We start from the raw sequence: 26,546 nt of genomic DNA, 5'->3' as shown, positions 1-26,546 counted from the left end.
AATTGTTCTGGACCGGTATTGCCGGACGCGTTCGCACAAGGTTCCTTCATGAAGAAATCCCCCGACACGAGCCGTGGATCGGAAGAGCTCCGCCGCACCCGCGCGGAGAGCCGATCGCTATTCTGGGCGGTGGGCCTCTTCAGCCTTTTCGTCAATCTCCTGATGCTGACCGGGCCGCTCTACATGCTGCAGGTCTATGACCGTGTGCTCGGATCGCGGTCCGAGGCGACGCTTGTTGCGCTAACCATCCTGATGGCGTTCCTGTTCCTGATGATGGGGGTTCTCGATTTCGCGCGGGGCCGCGTGCTGGCGCGAATCGGTGCCCGTTTCCAATCGCGACTCGACCGGCGGGTTTTCGCGGCCATGGTCCGGAAGGCCGCCGTGGCCCCCGATCTCGATCCCGGACAGAATCACCTGCGCGACCTCGAGGCGGTACAGCGGCTTTTGTCTTCACCCGTGCTGACGGCATTCTTCGACATTCCTTGGACGCCGATCTTCATCTTCGTGATCTTCATCTTCCACCCCTGGCTGGGCATCCTCGCGGTCGCTGGCGGCGCGCTCCTGATCGGGGTCGCGGTCTTCAACCAGATCGCCACCCGCGTCCCGCTCAGCGCCGCCAACGTCGCCACCGTCCGGGCGGAGCGGATGTCCGAGCAGATCCGGCAGGAGGCGGAGATGGTGCGCTCCCTCGGGATGCAGCACGCGACCTTCGCACGCTGGCAGGAGCTGCGCGGCGCCTCGCTTCGCGACACGATCCGCGCGAGCGACCTCGGCGGCGGCTTCACCACGACCTCCAAGACGTTCCGCCTGTTCCTGCAATCCGCGATGCTGGGCCTCGGCGCCTACCTCGTGCTGCAGGGAGAGATGACGCCCGGCGGCATCATCGCGGGCTCCATCCTGCTCGGGCGCGCGCTCGCACCGATCGATCTCGCGCTCGGCCAGTGGCAGATCGTCCAGCGCGCGGCGCAAGGCTGGTCCGGCCTCACGACCCTGCTCGGCACCGTCGGGGAAGAGCCGCCACGCACGGCCCTGCCGCGTCCGACCGCCAATCTCAGCGTGCAGCAGGTCACCATCATCCCGCCCGGTCAACAGCAGGCCTCCGTGCGCATGGTGTCCTTCGACGTACAGCCCGGCGAGGCGGTGGGGATCATCGGTCCGTCGGGCTCGGGCAAGTCGACGCTCGCTCGCGCGATCGTGGGTGTCTGGCGCGTTTCGGGAGGCAAGATCCGGCTGGGCGGCGCGGCGCTCGATCAGTACGAGCCCGACGTCCTCGGGCAGCACATCGGCTACCTGCCGCAGCGGGTCCAGCTCTTCGAGGGCACGATCGCGCAGAACATCGCGCGGCTCAGGGACGACGCGGACGACGCCGACATCGTCTCGGCCGCGAAGAAGGCCGCCGCGCACGACATGATCCTAAAACTGCCCGACGGCTACGACACCCAGGTCAGCAGCGCCGGCGGCAGGCTTTCGGGGGGACAGGTCCAGCGGATCGGACTGGCCCGTGCGATGTACGGGAACCCGGTACTGCTCGTCCTCGACGAGCCCAATTCCAACCTCGACAACGAAGGCAGCCTCGCGCTCAACGTCGCGATGCAGTCCATCAAGGCCGATGGCGGCAGCGTCATCATCATGGCGCACCGCCCGTCGGCGATCCAGCTGTGCGAAAAGCTGGTGGTCCTCGACATGGGGATGCGCCGGGCCTTCGGTCCGAAGGACGAGGTGTTGCGCGACATGGTAGCGAACCACAAGGAGATCACGTCGCAACCGGGGTCTGCAGGAGGCATCGCATGAGCAAGGGTCGGGAAATCGGGCGCGTCGCGCCGACGCAGGTCGCGGTGCCGAAGGGCGAGGCCACGGCCGAGCGCAAGGACGCCCGGCGGACATGGTCGGCACGTGCGCCGCTGCTTCTGGGCCTCGTGGCCTTGCTGACGCTCGTCGGAGGCTTCGGCAGCTGGGCCGCGATGACGGAGATCTCGGGGGCGATCATCGCTTCCGGCCGGATCGAGGTGGAGCGCAACCGTCAGGTCGTGCAGCATCCCGACGGCGGCGTCGTGGAGGAGATCCTCGTCGACGAAGGGGATCAGGTCGAGGCCGGCGACGTTCTGATCCAGCTCGATCCGACCCTGCTACGCGCCGAACTGTCCGTCGCGCGCGGCCAGCTCAACGAGCTCGAGGCGCGCAAGGCCCGGCTCGAGGCGGAGCGCGACGAGGCAGAGGAGATCACGTTCCCCGACAGCCTTCTACGCTACGCCGACAGCGACACGGCGGTGGCAGAGTTGATCGACGGCCAGCGCAGGCTCTTCCAGGCGCGCAACGACACGGTACGCCAGTCGATCGCCCAGCTCACCGGCCGCAAGTCGCAGATCTCGCGTCAGATCGAGGGTATCACCTCGCAGCAGACCGCGCTGGAGTCGCAGCTCGACCTCATCCGCGAGGAGCTCGCATCGCAGCAATCGCTGCTCGACCGTGGTCTTGCCCAGGCGAGCACCGTCCTGTCGCTCCGCCGCGAGGCGGCACGGCTCGAGGGGCAGGTGGGCGAGCTCCTCGCCAACGCCGCCGAATCCGCCGAGCGGATCACGGAGACGGACGGCCAGATTCTGTCGCTGACCGTGGAGCGCCGGGAGGAGGCGATCACGGAGCTCAGGGACCTGCAGTTCAACGAGATCGAGTACAGGGAGCGGGTGTCTTCGCTCTCCGAGCAGCTCAGCCGGATGGAGATCACCGCGCCTGTATCGGGGATCGTCTACGGCATGGAGGTCTTCGCGGAACGCTCCGTGATCCGCCCGGCCGATCCGGTGCTCTACATCGTGCCGCAGGACCGGCCGCTGGTGATCGCCGTGGAGGTGGAGCCGATCCATATCGATCAGGTCCATGTCGGCCAGGAGGTGCTGTTGCGCTTCTCGACATTCGATGCGCGCACCACGCCCGAACTCTACGGCGAGGTCGTGCAGATCTCCGCGGACAGCTTCACCGACGAACGCGACCGGACGGCCTTCTATCGCGCGGAGATCGTCCTGCGGCCCGGAGAGTTCGAGCGGCTGCCGCCCAATCTGAGCCTGATCCCGGGCATGCCGGTCGATGCCTTCCTCCGGACGGAGGATCGCACGCCTATTGCCTACCTCGTGAAACCGCTCGCGGATTATTTCACCCGCGCCTTCCGGGAGAGCTAGAATCCCCGAAAGGCACGTGACAGGGTGCCGCGAAAGATCGAACGGGGTACGACGATGAGTGGAAAGATCGCGACGAAGCTGTCGGAACTTGGACTGAACCTGCCGGACGCGCCGGCGCCGGCCGCCAATTACGTCCCTTGGGTCGTCATCGGCGATCTCGTGTTCGTTTCGGGTCAGATCAGCCAGGATACAAGCGGTCCGCTCCGCGGCAAGCTCGGCGCGGAGGTCTCCCTTGATGAGGGGGTCGAGGCGGCACGGGCTTGCGCGCTCAGCCTCCTCGCGCAGGTCAAGGCCGCCTGCGATGGCGATCTCGACCGGCTCGTCCGGGTCGTGAAACTGACAGGCTTCGTGAACTCGACCCCCGATTTCACCGACCAGCCGAAAGTCGTCAACGGTGCCTCCGACCTTCTCGTGGAGATCCTTGGAGATGCCGGCCGTCATACCCGTTCGGCGGTGAGCGCGGCCTCGCTTCCCCTTGGTGTCCAGGTCGAGATCGAGGGCATCTTCCAGATCGGATGAGGCTCCCGCGGGGCTTTCTCGAACGGCCCATCGCGCATCGCGGGCTGCACGACGCGGCAGCCGGCATACCTGAGAACAGCGCGCGGGCCTTCGAGGCGGCGATCGCCTCGGGCTACGGGATCGAGCTCGACGTTCGGATCAGCCGTGACGGACAGGCAATGGTCTTCCACGACGCGACGCTCGACCGGCTCACCGCCGAGAGCGGCGAGGTTGCGGAACGCGACGCCGAAACCCTGGGCCGGATCGCAATCGGGCCCAGGGATCGGATCGAGACGCTGGATCGGACGCTCGCCCGTGTCGCCGGTCGCGTACCTCTCCTCGTGGAGTTGAAGGATCCCACCGGGCATCTGGGGGAGACGGATGGCCGCCTCGAAGATGCCGTGGCACGTGCGCTGTCGGACTATGACGGTCCGGCGGCGGTGATGTCGTTCAATCCAAACATGATCTCCATGATGGCACGACGCGCCCCGGATGTGATTCGGGGCCTCACGACCTGTGCCTTCGACACGGATGACTGGCCCGGAACGGAGGCCGCGCGCGACCGCTTGCGTCGGATCGAGGCCTACGATGCCGTAGGCGCCGTCTTCGTCAGCCACGATCACCGGTCGCTCGACATGCCCCGCGTTTCGGAACTCGCGCGGGCCGGGGCGGATGTCCTCTGCTGGACCGTCCGCGATACGGCGGAAGAATCCGAAGCGCGCCGCGTGGCGGACAACATCACGTTCGAAGGGTACCGGCCCGCTTGAATCGCTGCAGCGGCACGCCAGTTTCTGCGTCATGACCGAAACACGAGAGACCCAGATCGAGGTTGGCGCCCATCCCGACCTTTCCGAGATCGACCCTGCGGAGTGGGATAGCTGCGCCTGCCCGGAAGCGGTGACGGGACGTCCGCGCGACCCGTTCACCACGTACCGTTTCCTCTCGGCGCTCGAGGAAAGCGGTTCCGTCGGCCCGGGTACGGGCTGGCAACCGCAATACCTCGTCGCGCGTATCGACGGCGAGGCGATCGCCTGCGCGCCGCTCTACGCCAAGGGCCACAGCCAGGGCGAGTACATCTTCGACTACAACTGGGCCCATGCCTACGAGCGAGCGGGTGGCCGCTACTATCCCAAGCTGCAGATCGCGGTGCCCTTCACGCCGGCCACCGGGCGACGTTTCCTGACCCGGGAGGGGTTCGAGGAGACCGGCCGGGCGGCGCTGATCCAGGGTGCCGTGCAGATCGCGGCGCAGAACGGACTCTCCTCGCTTCACGCGACCTTCTGCACCGGTGAGGAAGCCGCGTCCGGCGAGGAAGCGGGCCTGCTGCACCGGACCGGCCAGCAGTTTCACTGGCTGGATCGGGATTACGACGATTTCGACGGATTCCTCGCGTCCCTCTCGAGCCGCAAGCGCAAGAACATCCGCAAGGAGCGGGAGGCGGCTCAGGGTTTCGGCGGGCGCATCGTGACGCTCACGGGGGAGGAGATCCAGCCGCATCACTGGGACGCGTTCTGGCGCTTCTATCAGGATACCGGGGCCCGAAAATGGGGCACCCCCTATCTCACCCGGAGCTTCTTCGACCGCGTGCACGAGACGATGCGCGACGATGTCCTCCTGATCCTCGCGGAGCGGGACGGACAGGCCGTGGCGGGTGCCTTGAACTTCATCGGGCGGGACACGCTCTATGGACGATACTGGGGATGCATCGAGGATCATAATGCGCTGCATTTCGAGCTTTGCTACTATCAGGCGATCGATTGGGCATTGGCGAACGGCCTGACGCGCGTGGAAGCGGGAGCGCAGGGGGAGCACAAGCTGGCGCGCGGATATCTCCCGGTCCCGACCCATTCGCTGCACTGGATCGCGGACGAGGGATTTGCCCGGGCCGTGCGGCAATTTCTCGTGGCGGAGCGGGAAGCGGTCGACGAGGAGATCGAGGTGCTGACGAGCTTCGGGCCCTTCCGCAAGGTGAAGGGAGAAAGCGAATGACGCAGAAGCTTCCGGCGGACGAGCGGCGCGCGGCCCTGGCCGAGTTGGGCGAGCGCGGCTGGAGCGAGGTCGAGGGCCGCGACGCCATCGAGAAGACCTTCAGGTTCAGGAATTTCGTGGAGGCGTTCGGGTTCATGGCGCGTGTGGCGCTCCATGCGGAGAAGCTCGATCATCACCCCGAATGGCGCAACGTTTACCGTACGGTGGAGGTGACCTTGACGACGCATGACGTGGATGGTCTGTCGCCGCTCGATATCAGGCTGGCCAAACGCATGGATGCTCTCGCGGAATGATCGACTCGATACTGAATACCGAAATCATGGGTGGCACCTCGCTCGGTGACATCCTTTCGCTCCAGTTCCTGGTGGCGATCCTGGGCGACGTCCTAGCCGCGATCGCGATCCTGGTCGTGGGATTCGTCGTCGCGGGATGGGTGATGCGCCGCATCCGCAGCATCGGCGGGCGCCATGCGCATCTCGACGAGACGCTCTTCAACTTCCTCGGCAATATCGCCCGCTACATCATTATCGGTTTCTCGATCCTGATTGTGCTCAACACGTTCGGGATTCAGACCACGAGCGTTGTCGCCGTCATCGGTGCAGCGGGCCTCGCCATCGGCCTAGCGCTGCAGGGGACGCTGTCGAACGTCGCGGCGGGGGTGATGATCATCTTCTTCCGTCCGATCAAGACCGGCGATTTCGTGGAGGTGAACGGACAGATGGGGACGGTGAAGGACATTTCGCTCAACTTCACCGAGCTCGCCAATATCGGCAACGTGCAGATCGTCATCCCGAACTCCCAGGTCTGGGGAAACACGATCATCAATTATTCGGGCTATCCGACGCGGCGCGCGGAATGGACGTTCGGCGTCGGGTACGGGGCGAATCTCGCGGAGGCGGAACGGGTCATCATCGATACGATCATGGGTGACGAACGTTCGATGAAGGAGCCCGCTCCCTTCATTCAGGTCAACAACCTCAACGACAGCTCCGTCGATTTCCTCGTGCGGGTCTGGGTCGCCTCCGCCGATTACTTCGCCTACCAGACCGACATGACCCGCAGGGTGAAGGAAGCGCTCGACGCGAAGGGCATCCCGATCCCCTTCCCCACCCGCACGCTTGTCATGGAAGGCGGATCGGCCTCGCCCAATCACGGCCCGTCCGGCGCGACCTCGGAGGATATCGTCCGGGAAGACGAGAGCCAGACCTGACGGTCCGGCCCCCTCGGGATCAGAGCGTGGCGAGAAGCGCCTCGCCACCCGAAGTCTCGCAGACGCCGGGGCTCTCCTCCGCGTGCAGCGCCACGACCCGGCCGTCCTCGACGACCATCGCATAGCGCCGCGAGCGGTCGTAGAAACCCACGGGCGGCGCGGTGAAGTTCATCCCGATCGCCTTCGTGAACTCCGCACCCGGATCGCCCAGCATCTCGATGCCGGCATCGCCGGCGCCCGTCTGCTCCGACCAGGCCTTGACGACGAAGGGATCGTTCACGGCAACGCAGACGATCTTCTCGACGCCCTTCTCGCTGAATCCGTCTTTCGTGCGGATGAAGCTTGGCACGTGGGCGGTGGTGCAGGTGCCGGTAAAGGCGCCCGGAACGCCGAAGATCACCGCCTTGCCGGAACCGAGGATCGCGGCGAGGGATACGCTTTCGGGCCCCTCCGCGCCGATTCGGACGAGCGTCGCATCGGGGAGGGCGTCGCCTTCGGAAATGCTCATGTCGTGACCTTTCGGGTTTGTTGCGCTGGCTCTGCGAGCGGTTATAGGGTCGCCCGGCAGAGTTCGCCAGACGGAGGCAGGCCGATGTCGCATATCGTCGTGATCGGCGCGGGCCAGGCGGGAAGCTCGCTGGTCTCCACCCTCCGGACCGAAGGGTTCGAGGGCGAGATCACCCTCGTCGGTGCGGAGCCGGTCCCGCCCTACCAGCGTCCGCCGCTTTCCAAGGCCTATCTTCTGGGCGAGATGGCGCGGGAGCGGCTGTTTCTTCGCGCGCCCGACTGGTGGCAGGAGAACGCCATCACCCTGCGCCTCGGCGGGCCAGCGACGGATCTCGACCTTGCCGCGAAGACAGTGCGTGTCGGCGGTGAGGAGCTTGCCTATGATCAACTCGCGCTCGCGACGGGGCTGGCCCCCCGCAAGTTGCCGGCCGACATCGGGGGAGAGCTCGACGGGGTGTACTCGATCCGGACGCTGGAGGATATCGACCGCCTCGAACCCGCGCTCCGCGCCGCGTCCCGCCTGCTCGTGGTCGGTGGCGGGTATATCGGGCTCGAGGCCGCGGCGGCGGCCCGGAAGCTCGGCCTCAGCGTGACCCTCGTCGAAGCGGGGCTGCGCGTGCTCGGCCGGGTCGCGGCGGAAGAGACGTCGGGATATTTCCGCGCGCTCCATGCGGAGGAGGGGGTGGAGATCCTCGAGCATGCGGGCCTCGAGCGGCTTCTGGGAGAGGGGCGCGTCAAGGGCGCCCGTCTCTCTGACGGAGCCGAGATCCCTGCCGATCTGGTTGTGGTCGGGATCGGGCTCATGCCGAGCGCGCCTCTCGCGGAAACGGCAGGTCTCGAGGTCGCGGGCGGCGTTCTGGTCGATGCGTTCGGTCGCACCTCCGATCCGGCGGTCTGGGCGGCAGGCGATTGCGCCGTCTTGCCCCATGACGGTGGCCGTCTTCGCCTCGAATCGGTTCAGAACGCCATCGAGATGGCGGAGCAGGTGGCGCGGAACATGCTTGGCGCTGAAACGGCCTACGTTCCGAAGCCGTGGTTCTGGTCGGATCAGTACGACGTGAAGCTGCAGATCGCGGGGCTGAATACCGGCTATGACCGCGTGGTCGTGCGCGACGGGGAGAGGGCGCGCTCGCGGTCGCATTGGTATTACGCCGGAGACCGTCTGCTCGCCGTCGACGCGATGAATGACGCGCGTGCCTACATGGTCGGCAAGCGCCTGATAGAGGGGGGGCGTTCGCCCGATCCCGCGAAGGTCGCCGATCCCGAAGCCGATCTCAAATCCCTTCTCGCAGGGTGAGGATCGTCGCGGGCAGTCTCGGCGGACGTTCTCTCGCCGCGCTCGGGAAGGGTGATGCCGCGGCGCATCTCCGTCCCACGACGGACCGGGTGCGCGAAAGCCTTTTCAACGTGCTCGCGGGTGGGGCGTTCGGCGATCCGCTGGACGGCGCGGCGGTGCTTGATCTCTTCGCGGGTACGGGCGCGCTCGGGATCGAAGCCTTGTCGCGCGGGGCCGCCTCGGCGCGGTTCGTGGAGAACGGGCGCAAGGGACAGGCGCTCGTCGCGAAGAATCTCGCGGCGCTGGGCCTCGGCGATCGCGCGACGCTGCTCCGCGCCGATGCGACGCGCCTCGGCCGATCGGAGATCGCCTCCGATCTCGTCTTTCTCGACCCGCCCTATGGCGCGGGGCTCGGTGAAAGGGCGATGTCTGCCGCGATCGCGGGCGGCTGGATCGCTCCGGGGGCGCTGATCGTCTGGGAGGAAGCCACGGCGCCGATCCTGCCGCAAGAACTCGTGTTGCTTGATCGCCGGCGCTACGGCGATACCACAATCACCTTAGCGAGATACCTGGAGTAGGGGCGTCAGGCTCGCGTCGGGTGGAAGCGGCCCGTGGGCGACAAGGTGAAGATCGCGGCGCCGTCCGCCGTCACGCCGATCGAATGCTCGAATTGCGCGGACAGCGACTTGTCGCGGGTCACGGCGGTCCAGTCGTCGGACAGCACCTTGGTCTCCGGACGGCCGAGATTGACCATCGGCTCGATGGTGAAGAACATCCCCTCCTCAAGGACGGGACCGGTTCCGGGACGACCGTAATGAAGGACGTTCGGCGGCGCGTGGAAGACCCGCCCGAGCCCGTGGCCGCAGAAATCGCGCACGACCGACATCCGTTCGGCCTCGACATAGGACTGGATCGCGTGGCCGATATCGCCGAAGGTCCGGCCCGGACGCACCATCTCGATCCCGCGCATGAGCGCGTCGTGCGTCACCTCGATCAGCCGCTCCGCCTTCCGCGGCAGCTTGCCCGCGACGTACATCCGGCTCGTGTCGCCGTACCACCCATCGACGATCACCGTGACGTCGATGTTGAGGATGTCGCCGTCCTTGAGCTTCTTGTCGCCGGGAATGCCGTGGCAGACCACGTGGTTGAGGGAGATGCAGCTCGCGTGCTGATATCCCTTGTAGCCGATCGTGGCGGAGGTCGCGCCCGCGTCTTCGACCCATCCGGTGATGAGTTCGTCGAGCTCGCCGGTTGTCCGGCCGGGCTCCACATGGTCGGCGATGTCGTCGAGGATACGTGCGGCAAGGGCGCCAGCCGTCATCATGCCGTCGAAATCCTCGGCGGGATGAATGCGGATACCCTCCTTGGTGAGGCGATTGCGGTTCGTTCCGTCCACGGCGACGCTCCAGATTCGATGCGCCCCGAATATAGGGCGAACGGGGTCCGCGTTCCAGTGCCGCGTCGTCCTGCCCTGTCAGGGGTGGCCCGCAGGACGTCCGCGTGGTCGTCGGCAGGTCCGGTCGGGAGGACGGAAGTGCTTGACCTCCCGGCTCACGGCGCGATCCTGCGGCCTTGATACGGACAGGAGAATGCAGTTGGGCGATCGTGGTGTAAGGGACGAGATGACGGTTCGGACAGGGACGCTTCCGGCTGGGGTGCTGGCATGAGCGATCCGGCCGATCTGACCGCACGCGACGCACTCGAAGCGATCCGGCGGCGCACCCTCTCGCCGGTGGAGCTCGCCCGCGCCTGCATCGCACGGACCGAAGCGGTGAACCCGGCCGTAAACGCCATCGTCGCCTGGTCGCCCGAGACCTGCCTCGCCGAGGCCGAGCGCGCGGAGGCGGCGGTGATGCGCGGCGCGCTCGGGCGGCTGACCGGATTGCCGGTCGCGGTCAAGGACATGATCGACGTCGCCGACCTGCCCACGACTTTCGGTTCGGAGATTTATGCAGACAACGTGGCCCAGGGCGACGATCCCATCGTCAGGGAGATGCGCGGCGCCGGGGCGGTGATCCTCGGCAAGACGAACTGCCCCGAATGGTCGGCGGGGGCGAACACGCGCAACCGCGTCTACGGCGCGACGGGCAATCCCTACGACCCGACGCGGAGCTCGGCCGGCTCCTCCGGCGGCTCCGCCGTGGCGCTCGCCTGCGGGATGGCGCCGCTCGCCACGGGCTCCGACATGGGCGGGTCGTTGCGCAATCCCGCGTCCTTCTGCGGCGTCGTCGGCATGCGTCCGTCGCCGGGCGTCGTTCCGGGCGAGACGCGTGGTCTCGCGACGCTCTGGCTTTCGAGTTCGGGGCCGATGGCGCGCAACGTGGACGACGCGGCGCTCATGCTCGATGTCATGGCGCGCCCCGACCGAGGCGATCCGTTCTCGCCCGCGCGGCCCGATTGGGGCGATCTCGCGCATCCGGGCGAGGTCGATCCTTCCACGCTCCGCATCGCCGCGACCGAGGATTTCGGCTTCGCACCCGTCGAGGGGATCGTCCGTCGTGCCTTCCGTGCCGCGCTCGCCAAGTTGTCGCTCGGGCATGCCGAAGAAACACCCGATTGCTCGGGCGCAGACCGGATCTTCTCCGTCCTGCGTGCCGTGTCATTCCTTGGCGGCCATCTCGATTACACTCGCGACTATCCCGACAAGGTCGGTCCGAACGTCCACGAGAACGTGGCCGAGGGCCTGGGCTATTCCGCGCTCGACGTCGCGCGTGCGCTCACCGACCAAAGTGCCTATTACCGCCGTTGGCAGGCTTTCTTCGACGAGTACGACCTGCTCCTCGCGCCGGCGATCACGATCAGTCCGCGCGATTGGCACGAGCTCTATCCGACCGAGATCGACGGGCAGCGGACCGAGAGCTATTTTCACTGGCTGGCCTGCGCCTATGCCACGACGATCGCCGGTCATCCCTGCCTGAGCCTGCCCTGCGGCCTCGATGAAGCGGGCATGCCTTTCGGCTTGCAGCTCATCGGACGGCGGGGCGACGATCGCGCGCTTCTCGCGGCGGCCGCGTCGATCGAGACGATAATCGCGGGTGATCCGGACCTGCGCACGCCGCCGCCCGACATCGCGGCACTCGCGACGGCGCGGCCGATCTCGGAGATGCCCGGCTTCCTCGATCTCTGACGATCATGCGCGTGCCCGGTGACCATACGACATCCCGGGTCCGGCCGTGAGCGACGTACTTGTCCTCGGCGGCGGCATGGTCGGCGTCGCGACGGCCCTGGCGCTGCAGGCCCGCGGCCACGATTGTCTCCTCCTCGATCGTCGTGCGCCGGGGGAGGAGACGAGCTACGGCAATGCGGGCCTCATCCAGGCGGAGGCGGCGGAGCCCTATGCGCTTCCATGGCGGGTCTGGGATCTCGCGCGGATGGCCGTGGGTTACCGGAACGCCGTGGCCCTCGATCCACGGGCGCTGCCGGGGCAGGCGGGGGCACTCCTGCGCTACTGGTGGCAGTCGCGCCCCGCCTCTCACGCGCGGATCTCCCGTACCTATGCGCGGCTGATCGCGGAGGCGGTGCCGACCCACGCGCCGCTGATCGCAGAGGCCGGGGCCGACAACATCATCCATCGCGACGGCTACTGGGACGCCTACCGCACGCCCGGGGCGTTCGACGCTGCCTTGCAGGAGGCGGAGCGGATGCGGGAGCGCCACGATTGCGCCTTCACGCCCCATGACGGCGATGCGCTCGGCCGCGCGGAGCCGGCGCTCGAACGGCGCCTCGCCGGGGCGATCCTCTGGAGCGAGACATGGCGGTGCAGCGCGCCGGGCGAGCTCGTTGCCGCCTATGCCCGCCTCTTCGTCGCGCGCGGCGGAACGATCGCGACGGGCGATGCAATGTCCCTCGAACAGGTGGGCAAGGGCTGGCGGGCTGCGGGGCAGGAGGCGGAACGGGCCGTGGTCGCGCTCGGGCCGTGGTCGCCGGAGCTTCTGGCGCGTTTCGGATACCGCGTGCCCATGGTCCGGAAGCGCGGTCATCACCTGCATTTCGCCGGCACCCACGGTTTGCGCCGGGCGCTCGTTGATGCGGAGAACAGCACGGTTCTTGCGCCGATGCGACAGGGTCTCCGGGTCGCGACGGGTGCGGCCTTCTCCACGTCCGCACCCGCCGCGCTGCCGCGGCAGCTCCGCCGGGGCGAGGTGACGGCGCGGGAACTCCTGCCCATCGGCGAGGCGGTGGAGCCCGCAGCTTGGTCCGGCACGCGGCCGTGTCTGCCCGGAATGCTGCCCCTCGTGCGCGAGGCGCCGCGACATCCGGGGCTCTGGCTCCATTTCGGGCATGGTCATCACGGCTTCACACTCGGTCCCGCCACCGCGGAACGCCTCGCCCGCGCGATGGAGGGAGAGGCCGAGGCCGTGGCGCGGCTCGATGGCGGGCTTCTCGGCCATTGAAAGCCCCGGTCCCGGGTCTATACCGGAAACGAAGGACGACCGGGGAGCCGCAGATGACAAATCCGACCGCCGCGATGCTGGTCATCGGCGATGAAATCCTCTCGGGGCGCACGCGCGATTCGAATGCGCACCACCTCGCCGGCCGGCTAGACGCCTACGGGATCGACTTGCGCGAGGTGCGGGTCGTGGCGGACGACAGGGACGCGATCGTCGACGCGGTTCGGGCGCTATCCGCCGCCTACGACCAACTCTTCACCTCTGGCGGCATCGGCCCGACACATGACGACATCACCGCCGAAAGCGTGGCCGCGGCGTTCGACGCGCCTATCTCCGTGCGGGAGGATGCCCGCGCGATCCTTGCGGCGCATTACGATGCGAGGGGGATCGAACTCAACGCGGCGCGGCTCAGGATGGCCCGGATCCCCGACGGCGCCAGCCTGATCGAGAACGCCGTATCCGCGGCGCCGGGCTTCAGCCTTGGCAATGCCCATGTCATGGCGGGCGTGCCGAAGATCTTCGAGGCGATGCTCGACGCGCTCCTCCCCTCGCTTGCCCACGGCGCCGCACGACAGGTCCGGCAGGTTGAAATCGTGCGCGGGGAGGGCGACATCGCGGAGGCGCTCTCCTCCGTGGCCGAGACCTATCCCTCCATCGCCATCGGCAGCTACCCCACGTCGCGGGACGGCCAACCTCTCGTCCGCATCCTGCTCCGTGGCGACGAGGTCGGCATGCTCGACGAGGCGGAGAAGAAGGTGCGCGATCTGCTGGACGAGCCCGCTTCGTGAGCCTCGACCCTTCCCGGTGCCGGCCCCTGATCGACGCCACCTGGCCGCCCGCGGCGATGTCCACGCTCGGTCCCTGGACCCTGCGCGACGGGGCGGGGGGCGGCAAGCGGGTCTCGGCGGCGACGACCGAAGGCGAAGTCGGGGCGGAGGACATTGCCGCAGCCGAACGCGCGATGCAACGCGGCGGGCAGGCGGTTCTCTTCTCCGTCGGTGCGCATCAGGACGATCTCGACCGCCTCCTCGAGGAACGCGGCTATTCCAGGCTCGACCCGACGAGACTTCTACAATGTCCGGTCGAACGGCTCCTCGACACCGCCCCGGCCCCAGGCGGCGTCGCGGTCTGGCCGCCTCTTCAGATCCAGCTGGATCTCTGGCGCGCCGGAGGTGTCGGTGCGGAACGGATTGCGGTGTTGGAACGGGTGGGCGGCCCCAGATCCACCTTTCTCGGCCGTGTCGGCAATCAGCCCGCCGCGACCGCCTTCGTGGCGCTCCATGAGAATGTGGCAATGCTCCATGCGCTCGAGGTGCGCCGGGATCTCCGGCGGCAGGGCGCCGCCGCCGCGCTTGTCCGCCGTGCCGCCGCCTGGTCCGCGGAAGCGGGCGCGCGCCTCTTCACTGCGCTCGTCGTGGAGGCCAATGCCGGGGCCAACGCCCTCTATGCCGGCCTCGGATTCACGGCGTGTCCTTGCTATCATTACCGTATCCGGCCATGACCCCGCCCTTTCATCCATCGACCCATCCGATCCGCGTCCCGTGACCCGGTGGGCTTGGATCCTGGTCCAGGCACTCGCCATGCCTCTCGTCACGGCTTCGCCGGCCGCGGCCACACCCCTCTCCCTCGACTTTCCTGCCGCAGCACGGGAAACGGTGTCCGACCGCGCGGCGGAGAGCGACATCGCATTGCCCGCAGGGCCCTGGCAGATCGGGGGGCCGCCGGTCCGAAGGGCGGAGGGGACGATCCTGCGCCGTGCCTGGCGCCTGACGGATCGCAATCTCACCACGTTGCAGATCCTCGAAGCGCTGCGCCGTCAGATCGTCGCTGCGGGGTACGAAATCGCGTTCGAATGCGCCGACGCGACTTGTGGCGGTTACGATTTTCGCTTCGCGGCCAACGTGCTCGGCGCGCCGGAGATGTATGTTGACCTGGGAGACTTCCGCTATCTCCTCGCTGAGCGGCCCGATGGAACGCACCCCCTGTCCCTCATGGTCAGCCGGGCACCGGGCGCGGGCTTCGTCCAGTTGACGGAGGTACTTTCACGCGGGGAGACCGACATCCCCCTCGTTTCACCGCAGGACACCGAGGGACGTGCGACGGCGGAGGATTTGCGCGCGACCCTGATGGCCGAGGGTCATGTCGTGCTCGACGGGCTGACGTTCCGCGCGGGCGCGGCGACGCTTGGCGATAATGACTCCCCTTCCCTCGCCGCATTGGCCGGAATCCTCAAATCCGACCCCGGACTCCGCGTCGTGCTCGTGGGCCATACCGATGCGCAGGGGGGGCTCGATGCCAATCTCGCGCTTTCCCGCCGCCGCGCCGCCTCGGTCCGCCAGACGCTCGTCGAGCGCTACGGCGTGTCGCCTGGGCAACTTACCGCGGATGGGATCGCCTTCCTTGCGCCGCGCCGATCCAACGCGACCGAGGAGGGGCGCCGGGCCAATCGGCGGGTCGAGGCGGTGCTCTCCGACTGAGCCGGGCGGCTACCAGCGATCGGGGCCCTTGTCGGCGAAAGCATGGGCGAGGAAGTCGATAAAGGCGCGCACCTTGGGCTGGGTGAATCGGCCGGGCGGATAGACCGCGTAGATCCCCTGCGGCTCCACGGGCAGGTCCGGGATCGCCTCCACGACCAGGCCCTTCGCCGCCGCGTCGGCGTAGAGGAAGGACGGCAGATATGCGATCCCGAGCCCCGAGATCGCCGCGTTGAGCAGGGATTGCCCGTCATTCACGCTGAGCCAGCCGGTGGTGCGGACCTGACGTTTCTCGCCCGAGGGCGCGGTGAGCTTCCAGACGGCGCCGTTTGCCTGGCTCGTGTAGTGCAGGAGCTTGTGCGCGTTCAGGTCGTCGATCTTCCGCGGCTGGCCGAACTTCTCGAAATAGGCGGGGGAGCCGATCATCCGGCGCGTCGTCTCCGCGATCTTGCGTGCGCGCAGCGTGCTGTCCTCGAGCTCGCCGATCCGGACGGCCATGTCGAAGCCCTCGGAGATCAGTTCCACGAACCGGTTGTTGAGCACCATGTTGACAGTAATGTCCGGATATTCCTGCAGGAAATCTCCGAGTATGGGAGAGAGATGGTTGACCCCGAAATCGGTCGCCACGCTGATCCGGAGAAGCCCGGAGGGGGCTGCCTGCATCGAGGTGACGAGGCTGTCGGCCTCCCCCGCGTCGGTGAGCACGCGCCGTGCCCGGTCGTAATAGGCGAGGCCGATCTCGGTGGGGCTGACGCGGCGGGTGGTTCGGTTGAGGAGGCGGGCGCCCAGGCGGGCCTCGAGGGCGGAGACGTGTTTGGAGACGGCGGATTTGGAGATGCCCATCTTCCGCGCGGCATCCGTGAAGCCGCCCTGGTCGACGACCGTCGCGAAGGCCTCCATCTCCGTCAATCTGTCCATCGCCTTGCCTCTCAATGATTTTTTCCGGGCGGGCCGGATCTGTCGTCGAAGGCGGACCATAGGGGGAAGGCGTAAAGGAGGATTAAACGCGCTGGGGCATCAATGCCACTTTCTGCCCCGCATCGTTCATGGGAGCGTACACAGGACGTACACAGCGCGTGCACGGGCCGTACACCGGACGTGCGGCACGTGTGCAGCGGACGTACATGCCGCGTGCGGACAGCGTACACGGGACGTGCAGCGGGCGTATGTACGCGAGAGCGGGACACCCGATCCGGGGTGTTTTCGACGGCGCGAGGGTGCGATGGCCCGGCCGGGATCGTGGTCCCCGCGCCTTGCAGCTTTCAAATTCGCAAATGAGACCCATATGTAGTCGAGCGGTGTCTCATATACCGCAATAGAAAGGCGCCGCTTGATGACCATGTTTTCCATGAAGCCGAAATTCGACCTGGCCGAATTCCTCGCAGCACCGGCCCCCGCGGCTGCAGCCAAGGCCCGCGCCGCGCGACGCCGGGGGATCAAGTTCCAGACTGCCGGAAAGTCGGAGGAGGCCGTCACATCGTCCCCGGCGGAGACTGCCGAGCCCGCCGACAAGCTCTGAGATAAGCGAGACCGCATCGCGCGAGGTCCGGGCAGATCGTGCCGGACCTCGGTGTCGGATCTCGCGGCTTCGGCCTCCGATGGTGGCATGACATCTTGAGCGTCGGCGTGTCCACTCTCTGCGTCGCATCGTCCATGATCGGGGCCGGCGCGGCATACACGGGACGTACACAGGCTGTACACCGGATGTGTAGCAGGCGTACATCGCCCGTACATCCCGCGAGCAGACATCGTACACACGAGGCGCAGCTTGTGTGCAGCGGGCGAATGTAGAGGCGGTGGACGTGGGTCTGATGCCCGCGTAGTGCTGTTAGGGCGGCGACTTATAGTGGCTGCGATGCAACCGCGATCGGCCCAGTGCTTGCGTTCACCAGCACTCGTAATGCTGCAGCGCGGCCCGCCGAACCGGCCGTTTTCTGCAGACGCAAGTTCGAAGCAGGCTCGAACTCACACCATGCGGACAAATTACTTTTTCGCTGCGACTGCGCCAAGGTCTGCTTTCCAACCGACCACTCGTTCTTAGAAAGACATTGCATACGCCATACCCGAATTTACCTCGCAGCCATTTCGGCTCTGGGACTGACGACGTGACATCAAATTGTCCTGAGTCTAACTTTGAACCGACAGGAGGTTTGCGGTGACCAACTTAAACTTTGTTGAATTCGGTTCCGGTTTTCCGATGCTTGTCCTTCACGGAGGCAAGTTGGACCACCGACACATGCTTGATGCGGTCGAACCAAGTTTTGCAGGTTTGGATGGCTGGCGCAGAATCTATTTGGACTTGCCGGGGTGTGGGCAGTCAAACGGATTTGAGGATGTGCAGTCACAAGATGATGTTGCAGGTTGCGTCCTTGATTTCGCGCGTTCTATTTCCGGCAATGACGGCATTGCCGTGATTGGTGAGTCGCGTGGCAGCTATATCGCCCAAGGCCTAGCTCATTCCGATCCGGAACTGATTGCAGGCCTGTGTCTCATTGTTCCCGGAGGATTTCCAACAAACCCGCCACCGCCAAAACCCGAAGCGCTACCCATTGTTGCGCGACCAGACTTGCTTAAAGGTCAGCCCTTTTCAGTAGCAGGTAGAGCGGAGAGACTGGTGATCCAGACCCCTGAAATCATCGAGAAAATCCGCCAAACGAAGGTTCCCGCCGCTGCTCTCCACGATGCCGATCTCGAAGCGCGAGTGACAGAAAAATTCTTGTTCTCATACCACGACGAAATGTTGGCATCGCGGTTCGACAAGCCTTCGCTAATTCTTTCGGGCAGGCAGGACTCGATCTCCGGCTATGCTGACACGATGGCGATGCTAGAGTGCTATCCGCGAGCCACCTACGGACTACTCGACACTGCGGGGCATTCATTGAGTTGGGAACGACCGGCTCTGTTCAAAGCCATGCTGCAAGACTGGCTCACAAGACTTTCGCCAGAAACCTGACGCCAGAATTGAATTGCGGCTATACCGGACATTCACGCGTATTGCAGCATCCGGGAGGTAGGGCTCAAAGCGGACATGCGGCGATGCAGAACTAACTCCGATATTGGCGCGCTCCATATGTCGGCTTCCAACTTTATTAGGTGATTGGATTGTCACCGCGGCGAAAAACAGCTCTCCTCCCCCTCACCGCCGCCCCATCATCGCCAACCTAATCAACGTCCGCTCCATCAGCGCCATCTGCGGGGCGCGGGTGGAGGAGCGGAGGGTTAGGTCGGTTTCGACGAGGAGGCTCAGGGCCTGACCGAGGCGTTCCGCGCCCCAGGATTGGGCCTGGCGGAGAAGCGCGTCGCGGCGGGGGCCGTAGACCGGGGGGCGGAGGCGGCCGATGCCGGACCCCGCGCCGCCCGGATCGGCGGCGGCGGTGTGCAGGGTGCGGAAGTGGCGCATCGCGCCGATGCAGAGCGAGACCGGGGTGACGCCCTGCGCCACGAGGCGGGAGAGCAGGGGGCCGATGCGGTCGGCCTTCCCGTCGGTCACGACGCCGAGAATCTCGTCGAGGCTCGCATCGGTGGAAACGGGCGCGCAGGCGGCGATGTCGGCTGCCTCGAGCGGCGCGGGATCGCCGTGCTTGTAGAGCGCGACCTTCTCCAGCACCTGCCGGAAATCCCCGGGATCGACGGTATGGGCCAGGGCCGTCAGCGCCTGCATCGCGTCGGGCGCGATCTGCGTCAGGCCCGCGCGGGCCAGCGCCGCCTCGATCTCGGCACGGTCCGGGGGGTCGTCGTAGATCGCGATGGCGGCGGCGGAGCGGTGCCCCTCGAACCCCTTCCTGAGCGCGGAGGCGGGCTTGAGGCTACCGGCGGTCACGACGAGATGCGCGTCGCCCGGCGCCCAGTCCTTCAGCGCGGCGAGGATCGGGTCGGCGTGCTGCGCCGTCGCCTCCTCGATCAGCAGGGCGCGGGGGCCGGGGAAGAAGCCGCGCGCCTTCATCTCGTCGGACACGATCGTCCGCTCTCGGCGCAGATCGGCGGGCGAGAGGCGGACGAGGCGGAGGTCGGTCTCTCCGTCGGGGCCGATGAGGGCGGTGACGAGATCCTGCCGCTTCAGCGCCACGCGCATCGCGTCGGTGCCGTGGAGGAGGGTGCCGGGGCGGTCGGGCGGGGGCTTGCCGATCCAGGCGGCGGCGTCGCGGGAATTGAGCTTCACCGCCAGTCCGGCGCCGTGGCGAGGAGGCGGGAGACGATCTGGTCGCCCAGGATGGTCATCAACCGCTCCACGGCGTCGCTCTCGGCCGCGCGGACGGTGACGGCGTTGCCGGCGATGGAATTGCGCTGCTCGGAAAAGACCGGGGCGGAGTAGGAGGTGAAGCTCCGCGCCTCGCCCGATTGCAGCACCGCGCCGGTGGCGAGGTCGGTGAGGGTGTAGGTGGCCTCGCCCGCGATCTGGATCCGGGTGATCTCCTGGTCGGGGGTGACGCCGAGGCCCGTCTCGTCGAGCGCGATCTCCGCGTCGAGGCGGTAGAGGGGGGCGTCGGGCAGGCCCAGCCGCTCCTCGAGGTGGCGCACGAAGAGATAGCCGGGCTCGTCGCGGGGCGGGGCCACGGCGATCTGCCCGTAGAGCCCCTCCGCCGCGCCGCCGGGCCCGTAGACGGGGCTGAAACCGCAGGCGGCGAGGAGGAGAAGGGGGGCGAGCCTAGACCACGACATTGACGATCCGGCCCGGGACGACGATCACCTTCTTCGGCGCGCCGCCCGCGAGTGCCTTTTGCACGGCGTCGGTGGCGAGCGCCTGCGCCTCCACCTCGGCCTTGGCCATCTCGCGCGGGACGGTGATCTCCGCCCGGCGCTTGCCGTTGATCTGGATGGGCAGGGTGACGCTTTCGTCGACGAGGAGGCTTTCGTCGGCGCGGGGCCAAGGGGCGTCCGCGATCAGCCCCTCGCCGCCGAGCATCTGCCAGATCTCCTCCGCGAGATGCGGGGTCATGGGCGACATGAGCTGCGCCAGCGTGCGGGCGGCGCGCACGCGGGTCTTGCGGCCCGCCTTCGACTTCGAGAGCGCCGAGGCGAAGGCGTAGAGGCGCGCGACCGACGTGTTGAAGCCGAAGCTCTCGATCCCCATCGTCACGTCGTGGATGGCGCGGGCCGTCTCGCGCTCGAGCGCGTCGTCGTCGCGGCCCGTCTCCGGCGCGTCTGAGGCCTCCGACGCGATGCGCCAGACGCGGCCGAGGTGCTTGGCCGCCGCCTCCGCGCCCGCCGCGGTCCATTCCACGTCGCGTTCGGGCGGGCTGTCGGAGAGCACGAACCAGCGCGCGGTGTCGGCGCCGTAGGCGTCGATGATCTCCACCGGGTCGACGACGTTCTTCTTCGACTTCGACATCTTGGCCGACGGTATGATCTCCACCTCCGTGCCGTCAGCGAGGCGGCCGTCGGTCACGTCGGAGGGCAGGTGGTAGACGCGCCGCCCGTCCGCGTCGGTGGTCTGGTAGATCTCGTGCGTGACCATGCCTTGCGTGAAGAGCGCGTCGATCGGCTCCGCGGCGGTTTCTGGCAGGTGGCCACAGGCGACCATCGCGCGGGCGAAGAAGCGGGAGTAGAGCAGGTGCAGGATCGCATGCTCGACGCCGCCGATATACTGGTCCACGTTCATCCAGTACTCGGTGTCGCGCGCCCGCGTGGGCGTGTCGGCGCCGGGCGAGGTGAAGCGGGCGAAGTACCACGAGGAATCGACGAAGGTGTCCATCGTGTCCGTCTCCCGCTTCGCGGGCGCGCCGCAGGCGGGGCAGGGCACGTCGCGCCACGTCGGATGGCGGTCAAGCGGGTTGCCCGGCTGGTCGAAGGAGACGTCCTTGGGAAGGATGACCGGCAGGTTCTCCTTCTTCTCCGGAACCACGCCGCAGGCCTCGCAATGGACGACCGGGATCGGGCAGCCCCAGTAGCGCTGGCGGCTGAGGCCCCAGTCGCGCAGGCGGTACTGCGTCCGCGCCTCGCCCCAGCCCCGCTCCTCGAAGAGCGCGAGGGTCGCGTCCATCGCCTGCTGGCAGGTCTGCACGGTGCCGGTCTCCCCGAACCAGCAGACGTAGCGGACCGTCTCCGTCTTGGGCGGCACGAAGGCGCGGTCCTCGGGGCGCGCGGGACCCTCCACCGGCTCGAACACGTCGATCACGGGCAGGCCGTATTTCCGCGCGAAGTCGAGGTCGCGCTGGTCATGGGCGGGGCAGCCGATCACCGCGCCGGTGCCGTAATCCATCAGCACGAAATTGGCGATGTAGAGCGGCAGCTCCCAGGCGGGATCGGCGGGGTGGGTCGCCTTGAGGCCGGTGTCAAAGCCCAGCTTCTCCGCCGTCTCCAGCGCCTCCTCCGACGTGCCGCCGCGCCGGCATTCGGCGCAGAACTCGGCGATCTCGGGGTTTTCCGCCGCGAGCGCGCGGGCCAGCGGATGCTCTGGCGCGATGGCGGCGAAGGTGGGGCCGCGCATCGTGTCGGGGCGGGTGGTGTAGACCGGAAGCGTGTCGAAGCCCGCGGGCGCGCCCTTCAGCCCGAACGAGAAATGGAGGCCCTGCGAGCGGCCGATCCAGTTCCTCTGCATCGTCTTGACCTTCTCGGGCCAGGCGTCGAGCCCGTCCAAGGCCGAGAGAAGCTCTTCGGAATAGTCGGAGATGCGGAAGAACCACTGCGTCAGTTCGCGCCGCTCGACGAGCGCGCCGGAGCGCCAGCCGCGCCCGTCCTCCACCTGCTCGTTGGCGAGGACGGTCATGTCCACCGGGTCCCAGTTCACCACCGCGTTCTTGCGGTAGACGAGGCCCTTTTCGAGGAAGTCGATGAAGAGCGCCTGCTGCTGGCCGTAATAGGCGGGATCGCAGGTGGCGAATTCGCGCGACCAGTCGAGCGAGAGGCCGAGCCGTGCGAACTGCCCCTTCATCTGCGCGATGTTGGCGTAGGTCCAGTCGCCGGGATGCACGCGGCGTTCCTGCGCCGCGTTCTCCGCCGGAAGACCGAACGCGTCCCAGCCCATCGGGTGCAGCACCGAATGGCCCGTGGCGCGCTTGTAGCGCGCGACGACGTCGCCCATCGCGTAGTTGCGGACATGGCCGATATGGAGATTGCCCGAGGGATAGGGGAACATCTCGAGCACGTAGTATTTCGGCCGGTCGGGATCGCGGGTGGCGGTGAACGTGCCCGCCTCGGTCCAGGCCTCCTGCCATTTGGGCTCGATTTCGCGGGGCTCGTAGCGGGACATGGGAGGTGCCTTCGGTCTGGGATCGGGGCCCGTGATAGGCAGAGCGCGCCAAGGGGTCCAGCGCCTTTGACGCGGAGCCGCTCGAAGCCCGATCCGGTTTCGCGCTATGGGAGAGTAAAAGCCGGGAGTCGACAATGCAGTTCCTGTTCCTCCACCAGAATTTTCCGGGGCAGTTCGCCCATCTCGCCCCTGCGCTCGCGGCCGCCGGGCACCGGGTCGTGGCGCTCACCTCTCGCGTGGCGGAGGCGCAGGTCTGGCGGGGGGTGGAGGTGCTGCCCTACCGCTACGCCGTGCCGCAGGACACGCGACTCCATCCCTGGATGACGACGCTCAACCGGGCGGTGGACCGGGGGGCCGCCACCTACCGCGCGGCCCTCGCGCTGAGGGAGCGGGGCTTCGCGCCCGATTGCATCCTCGCCCATTCCGGCTGGGGGGAGGCGCTGTTCCTGCGGGAGGTCTGGCCCCGGGCGCGGATGGGGGTCTTCTCGGAATTCTACTACGCGGCGGAGGGCGCGGATGTGGATTTCGATCCGGAGTTCCAGCGCGCGGGAGAGATCGGGCGGGTCCACCGGATGCGGTTCAAGAACATGGCGATCCGGATGCAGCTCGAGGAGGCCGACCAGGGGATCACGCCCACGCGGTGGCAGGCCGATGCGCATCCGCCCGATCTGCGCGGCAAGCTCACGGTGATCCATGACGGGATCGACACCGACGCGATCGCGCCCGACCCCGCCGCGTCGCTGGAGCTTGCCGGTCTCGATCCGCTCGACCGCTCCGACGAGGTGATCACCTTCGTCAACCGCAACCTCGAGCCCTATCGCGGCTTCCACGTCTTCATGCGCGCGCTGCCCGCGCTCCTCGCGCGCCGACCGCTGGCGCGGGTGATCGTGGTGGGCGAGGACGGGGTGAGCTACGGCACGGCGCCCGAGGGCGGCGGCACCTGGCGGGAGGTGATGACGCGGGAGGTGCGCGGGCGGATCCCCGATGCGGACTGGGCGCGGGTGCATTTCGCGGGACGGATCGGGCGGGACGATTTCACCCGCCTGCTGCAGGTCTCCCGCGTGCATCTCTATCTGACCTATCCGTTCGTCCTGAGCTGGAGCCTGCTCGAGGCGATGAGCGTGGGCGTGGCGATCGTCGCGAGCGATACGGGGCCGGTCCGGGAAGCGATCACGGACGGGGAGACCGGACGGCTCGTCGATTTCTTCGACGCGGGAGCGCTCGTGGAGGCGGTGTCGAAGCTTCTCGACGACGGGGCGGCGCGCGCCCGGCTCGGGGCCGCGGCGCGGGCGCGAATCGTGCGGGATTACGACCTCGCGCGGGTCTGCCTGCCGCGGCAGATGGCGTGGATCGAGGCGCTGGCGCGGGGCTAGAGCCGGGCGTCGGCCAGTCGAAGCTGCCGCGCGCGGGTCAGGATCGCATCCTCGATGGCGCGGGCCGTGTCGGTGCCCACGGGCCCCGCGGCGGTCGCGAGCGCGACATTAAGCGACCGGGCGTCGAGCGCGGGATCCTGCACGTAGACGGTGGCGCGGTAGGCTTGCCCGCCGCCGGGCGGACGGCCGTAGCCGTAGACGATGACGCCCGAGAACGGATCGGCCGTCTTGATCGGCATGAAGTCGAGTACGTCCTGCGCGGCGGCCCAGATGTACTTGTTGACCGCGACGGTGCGATTTTGATCCTCCGCGCCGCCGAAGAGATCCCAGATCGTGCTGCGCTCGTCCTGCACGCCGAGCGGCGTGTTGGCCCGCTGGCGCAGGACCGCGTCGCTCGGCCCCGCGGAGGACGACGGCGCGCCGGAGCTGCAGGCGCTCGTCAGGGCGATCAGCAGCATCGGTCCGGCGAGGCGGAAGCCCGGAAATCGTCGCATCATGTCCTCCGCCGCTTCACCCCGGAATATCCGCCACACCCCTATCGCGTCGCGCGGAACGCGGCAACATCGCATCGCGGACCCGCCATCGGCCGGACCGGGCGGGTTTCAAGATCACGCGGTGTGCACGGATTCGTGCATTCCTGTGCGCGAATGGGGTGAAACCCATCGCTTGGACGTAACGTTACTTCGGCGCTTATCGGATGTTGATTGATACACCTAAAGTTGTATCACTCCGACGGAACACGAACGACGAGAGGAAATGACATGAAACGATTCATCACTGCTACCGCCGCCGCCGCCATGCTCGCGAGTGCCACCGCCCCTGCCGCCTTCGCTCAGCAGGATCCGGAAATGACCATGCTCAACGGCAAGGTCTACCGGGCGCTGCGCGACTGCGACCTCGATGCGAACGACATCGATTCCCTGACGATGGCGCAGGTCGCGGGCATCACGATCGCCGCGTCGTCCGAAGACCAGTCGCAGAAGTGCCTGAAAATCGAGGCGATCGCGATCGGCGATTGATCGATCGATGAGGGTCCGGCGCGGCCGGGCCCATCCACGAGACATGCAAGGGCCGTCCCGATGGGCGGCCCTTCTCTTTTCCCGACACCCTCATGACCCGCTGACGGGCGGCAGGTTTCACTGTGGCACGAAGGCACCATCCGTCGGACCAAACCCGACGGTCCGGCGGCAATGCTTGAAACGATGCCGTGATCGGAGCACTCCAAGCCTGTACCCACGGGGCGTTAACTCCTGGGGCTGGGATAAGATCATGAGGGAAAGCATGAAACAGATTCTTTTTGCGACCACGGCGCTCGTCGCGTCCACGAGCTTCGCGATGGCCGATGTCGACATCTCTGGTTTCGCCGAAATGGGTATCTTCGGTGGTGAAAACACCGACGGTTCCGAGATCGACACCCAGTTCCACACCGATATCGACGCCACGTTCTCGATGTCGGGCGAGACCGACAACGGTCTGACCTTCGGTGCCTCGGTCGATCTTGACGAGCAGATCGGCGACAACAACGCGGATGACGGGCTGGGTGAATCCGGTGCGACCCGTGACGACAGCGACGATGGCGGCGCGACGATGTTCGTCTCCGGCTCGCTCGGCACGCTGACGATGGGCGACACCGACGGCGCCTACGACTTCGCGCTGTCCGAATCGATCATCGGCGCCACGCTGCGCGACGACAACGAGCACCTGGGCTATTCCGGCAACAACGAGATGGACGGCCTCTACGACGGCCAGATCGTTCGTTACGACTATACCTTCGGCGCGTTCACCGTCGCCGTCTCCGCCGAGATCGACGACGCGCCCGACTCCGGGCTCATCGACTTCGACAACTTCGACGGCCAGGGCTTCACCACCAACGAGATCGGCTCCTTCCTCGAGACCCAGGCCGCTGAAATCGACAACGACACCGTCCTCTCGGTCGGTGGCCGTTACCAGGGTACCTTCGGCGCCGCCGATTTCGGCGTCGGTGTCGGCTACCAGCGTGCGGGCAACGACCAGATCGTCAGCATCACCACTAACGAGGCCGGTGACGCGATCACCGACGTCGAGTTCGAGAACGAAGCGGTCGAAGCCTACGGCTTCAGCGTCGACTTCTCCATGGAGAACGGCTTCCAGGGTGTGCTCGACTACTCCGAGTACGACAACCTCGCCGGCCTCGACAACCACCTCGGCCTCGCCGCGGGCTACGAGTTCGGTGCGCTTCTCGTCGCTCTGAACTACGGCAAGTTCGAACTCGAGGACGGTGGCGACAACTCGGGCTACGCCCTGACCGCCAACTACGACCTCGGCGGCGGCGCGCAGCTGCAGGGCGGCTACGCCCAGAACAAGCCGGAAAGCGGCGAGGACTACGATCGCTTCTCCTTCGGCATCGCGATGTCCTTCTGATCCCCACGGGATCCCAGTTCCAGGGGGCGGGTCTTCGGACCCGCCCTTTTCTTTTGCGCGCCCCTCGTT

At 67.2% G+C, this 26,546-nt stretch carries 26 protein-coding genes; 19 read left to right on the top strand and 7 right to left on the bottom strand.

The window, feature by feature from the left end:
* The first annotated feature begins 48 nt into the window (after positions 1–48).
* Genes LX81_RS02790 through LX81_RS02760 form a run of 7 tightly spaced genes read left to right on the top strand, consistent with a single transcriptional unit; the run spans position 49 to position 6,867 of the window.
* On the top strand, positions 49–1,791 hold the full coding sequence (locus LX81_RS02790) for a type I secretion system permease/ATPase (protein ID WP_111535771.1): 1,743 nt from the start codon (positions 49–51) through the stop codon (positions 1,789–1,791).
* Positions 1,788–3,170, top strand: a complete 1,383-nt coding sequence (locus tag LX81_RS02785; RefSeq protein WP_111535770.1) for an HlyD family type I secretion periplasmic adaptor subunit — start codon at positions 1,788–1,790, stop codon at positions 3,168–3,170. Before LX81_RS02790 ends, LX81_RS02785 begins: the two co-directional genes overlap by 4 nt.
* 54 nt (positions 3,171–3,224) lie before the next feature.
* Complete coding sequence (locus tag LX81_RS02780) at positions 3,225–3,689, top strand: RidA family protein (protein ID WP_111536014.1); 465 nt, start codon at positions 3,225–3,227, stop codon at positions 3,687–3,689.
* Positions 3,686–4,435 carry a glycerophosphodiester phosphodiesterase family protein gene (locus LX81_RS02775; RefSeq protein ID WP_111535769.1) on the top strand — a complete coding sequence of 250 codons (750 nt, stop codon included), beginning with the start codon at positions 3,686–3,688 and terminating at the stop codon, positions 4,433–4,435. The genes LX81_RS02780 and LX81_RS02775 overlap by 4 nt, the downstream gene beginning before the upstream one ends.
* A 31-nt stretch (positions 4,436–4,466) precedes the next feature.
* Complete coding sequence (locus tag LX81_RS02770; protein ID WP_111535768.1) at positions 4,467–5,657, top strand: GNAT family N-acetyltransferase; 1,191 nt, start codon at positions 4,467–4,469, stop codon at positions 5,655–5,657.
* Complete coding sequence (locus tag LX81_RS02765; RefSeq protein ID WP_111535767.1) at positions 5,654–5,950, top strand: 4a-hydroxytetrahydrobiopterin dehydratase; 297 nt, start codon at positions 5,654–5,656, stop codon at positions 5,948–5,950. Before LX81_RS02770 ends, LX81_RS02765 begins: the two co-directional genes overlap by 4 nt.
* Positions 5,947–6,867: a mechanosensitive ion channel family protein gene (locus LX81_RS02760; protein ID WP_111535766.1), complete on the top strand. Its 921-nt coding sequence runs from the start codon at positions 5,947–5,949 to the stop codon at positions 6,865–6,867. The genes LX81_RS02765 and LX81_RS02760 overlap by 4 nt, the downstream gene beginning before the upstream one ends.
* Positions 6,868–6,886: 19 nt before the next feature.
* Here the strand turns inward: LX81_RS02760 and LX81_RS02755 are convergent, their stop codons facing one another.
* Positions 6,887–7,375 (bottom strand): peroxiredoxin, encoded by a 489-nt coding sequence (locus LX81_RS02755; RefSeq protein WP_111535765.1) that lies wholly within the window; start codon positions 7,373–7,375, stop codon positions 6,887–6,889.
* 84 nt (positions 7,376–7,459) lie between these two features.
* Here LX81_RS02755 and LX81_RS02750 point away from each other — a divergent pair, with 84 nt between their 5' ends.
* Positions 7,460–8,671 (top strand): NAD(P)/FAD-dependent oxidoreductase, encoded by a 1,212-nt coding sequence (locus LX81_RS02750; protein ID WP_111535764.1) that lies wholly within the window; start codon positions 7,460–7,462, stop codon positions 8,669–8,671.
* Entirely contained in the window at positions 8,668–9,228 is a 561-nt protein-coding gene (rsmD, locus tag LX81_RS02745; RefSeq protein ID WP_111535763.1) for a 16S rRNA (guanine(966)-N(2))-methyltransferase RsmD, read from the top strand. The genes LX81_RS02750 and rsmD overlap by 4 nt, the downstream gene beginning before the upstream one ends.
* Before the next feature lie 5 nt (positions 9,229–9,233).
* On the opposite strand, the gene map is transcribed toward rsmD, so the two are convergent.
* On the bottom strand, positions 9,234–10,046 hold the full coding sequence (map, locus tag LX81_RS02740; protein WP_234822465.1) for a type I methionyl aminopeptidase: 813 nt from the start codon (positions 10,044–10,046) through the stop codon (positions 9,234–9,236).
* A 267-nt stretch (positions 10,047–10,313) separates the two neighbouring features.
* Between map and LX81_RS02735 the strand changes: the two genes are divergently transcribed.
* The 5 genes from LX81_RS02735 to LX81_RS02715 are packed head-to-tail and all read left to right on the top strand — an operon-like array spanning position 10,314 to position 15,518.
* Positions 10,314–11,777 (top strand): amidase, encoded by a 1,464-nt coding sequence (locus LX81_RS02735; protein WP_111535761.1) that lies wholly within the window; start codon positions 10,314–10,316, stop codon positions 11,775–11,777.
* Between the two features lie 46 nt (positions 11,778–11,823).
* On the top strand, positions 11,824–13,044 hold the full coding sequence (locus LX81_RS02730; RefSeq protein WP_111535760.1) for an NAD(P)/FAD-dependent oxidoreductase: 1,221 nt from the start codon (positions 11,824–11,826) through the stop codon (positions 13,042–13,044).
* A gap of 53 nt (positions 13,045–13,097) precedes the next feature.
* Complete coding sequence (locus LX81_RS02725) at positions 13,098–13,829, top strand: competence/damage-inducible protein A (protein WP_111535759.1); 732 nt, start codon at positions 13,098–13,100, stop codon at positions 13,827–13,829.
* The gene (locus LX81_RS02720) at positions 13,826–14,542 is read left to right on the top strand and encodes a GNAT family N-acetyltransferase (RefSeq protein WP_234822464.1); all 717 of its coding nucleotides are present in this window, start codon (positions 13,826–13,828) and stop codon (positions 14,540–14,542) included. Before LX81_RS02725 ends, LX81_RS02720 begins: the two co-directional genes overlap by 4 nt.
* Before the next feature lie 40 nt (positions 14,543–14,582).
* Positions 14,583–15,518, top strand: coding sequence for an OmpA family protein (locus tag LX81_RS02715; RefSeq protein ID WP_234822463.1), 936 nt, complete (start codon positions 14,583–14,585; stop codon positions 15,516–15,518).
* Between the two features lie 9 nt (positions 15,519–15,527).
* On the opposite strand, the gene LX81_RS02710 is transcribed toward LX81_RS02715, so the two are convergent.
* Positions 15,528–16,433: a LysR family transcriptional regulator gene (locus LX81_RS02710; protein ID WP_111535757.1), complete on the bottom strand. Its 906-nt coding sequence runs from the start codon at positions 16,431–16,433 to the stop codon at positions 15,528–15,530.
* A 415-nt stretch (positions 16,434–16,848) separates the two neighbouring features.
* Between LX81_RS02710 and LX81_RS02705 the strand changes: the two genes are divergently transcribed.
* Both LX81_RS02705 and LX81_RS02700 read left to right on the top strand, forming a co-directional pair.
* Positions 16,849–17,034 (top strand): hypothetical protein, encoded by a 186-nt coding sequence (locus LX81_RS02705; RefSeq protein ID WP_111535756.1) that lies wholly within the window; start codon positions 16,849–16,851, stop codon positions 17,032–17,034.
* Between the two features lie 636 nt (positions 17,035–17,670).
* A complete protein-coding gene (locus LX81_RS02700) occupies positions 17,671–18,468 on the top strand; it encodes an alpha/beta fold hydrolase (RefSeq protein ID WP_111535755.1) in 798 nt (265 codons plus the stop codon).
* Positions 18,469–18,651: 183 nt separating this feature from the next.
* Here the strand turns inward: LX81_RS02700 and LX81_RS02695 are convergent, their stop codons facing one another.
* From LX81_RS02695 to leuS, 3 genes are read right to left on the bottom strand one after another with little or no spacing between them, the layout of a single operon-like run.
* Positions 18,652–19,674, bottom strand: coding sequence for a DNA polymerase III subunit delta (locus LX81_RS02695; protein WP_111535754.1), 1,023 nt, complete (start codon positions 19,672–19,674; stop codon positions 18,652–18,654).
* Complete coding sequence (gene lptE, locus LX81_RS02690) at positions 19,671–20,174, bottom strand: LPS assembly lipoprotein LptE (RefSeq protein ID WP_111535753.1); 504 nt, start codon at positions 20,172–20,174, stop codon at positions 19,671–19,673. The genes LX81_RS02695 and lptE overlap by 4 nt, the downstream gene beginning before the upstream one ends.
* Positions 20,161–22,704 (bottom strand): leucine--tRNA ligase, encoded by a 2,544-nt coding sequence (leuS, locus tag LX81_RS02685; RefSeq protein ID WP_111535752.1) that lies wholly within the window; start codon positions 22,702–22,704, stop codon positions 20,161–20,163. The genes lptE and leuS overlap by 14 nt, the downstream gene beginning before the upstream one ends.
* Before the next feature lie 134 nt (positions 22,705–22,838).
* On the opposite strand from leuS, the gene LX81_RS02680 reads away from it, so the two are divergent.
* Entirely contained in the window at positions 22,839–24,077 is a 1,239-nt protein-coding gene (locus LX81_RS02680; RefSeq protein ID WP_111535751.1) for a glycosyltransferase, read from the top strand.
* Here LX81_RS02680 and LX81_RS02675 read toward each other — a convergent pair.
* On the bottom strand, positions 24,074–24,571 hold the full coding sequence (locus tag LX81_RS02675) for a DUF3576 domain-containing protein (RefSeq protein WP_111536012.1): 498 nt from the start codon (positions 24,569–24,571) through the stop codon (positions 24,074–24,076). The genes LX81_RS02680 and LX81_RS02675 overlap by 4 nt on opposite strands.
* Before the next feature lie 267 nt (positions 24,572–24,838).
* On the opposite strand from LX81_RS02675, the gene LX81_RS02670 reads away from it, so the two are divergent.
* Positions 24,839–25,096 carry a hypothetical protein gene (locus LX81_RS02670; protein ID WP_111535750.1) on the top strand — a complete coding sequence of 86 codons (258 nt, stop codon included), beginning with the start codon at positions 24,839–24,841 and terminating at the stop codon, positions 25,094–25,096.
* 262 nt (positions 25,097–25,358) lie between these two features.
* Positions 25,359–26,477 (top strand): porin, encoded by a 1,119-nt coding sequence (locus tag LX81_RS02665; RefSeq protein ID WP_170133830.1) that lies wholly within the window; start codon positions 25,359–25,361, stop codon positions 26,475–26,477.
* Positions 26,478–26,546 lie beyond the last annotated feature (69 nt).

It is taken from the genome of Palleronia aestuarii (assembly GCF_003253995.1).
Taxonomy (GTDB): domain Bacteria; phylum Pseudomonadota; class Alphaproteobacteria; order Rhodobacterales; family Rhodobacteraceae; genus Palleronia; species Palleronia aestuarii.
This window is presented reverse-complemented; position numbering and strand designations above follow the sequence as displayed.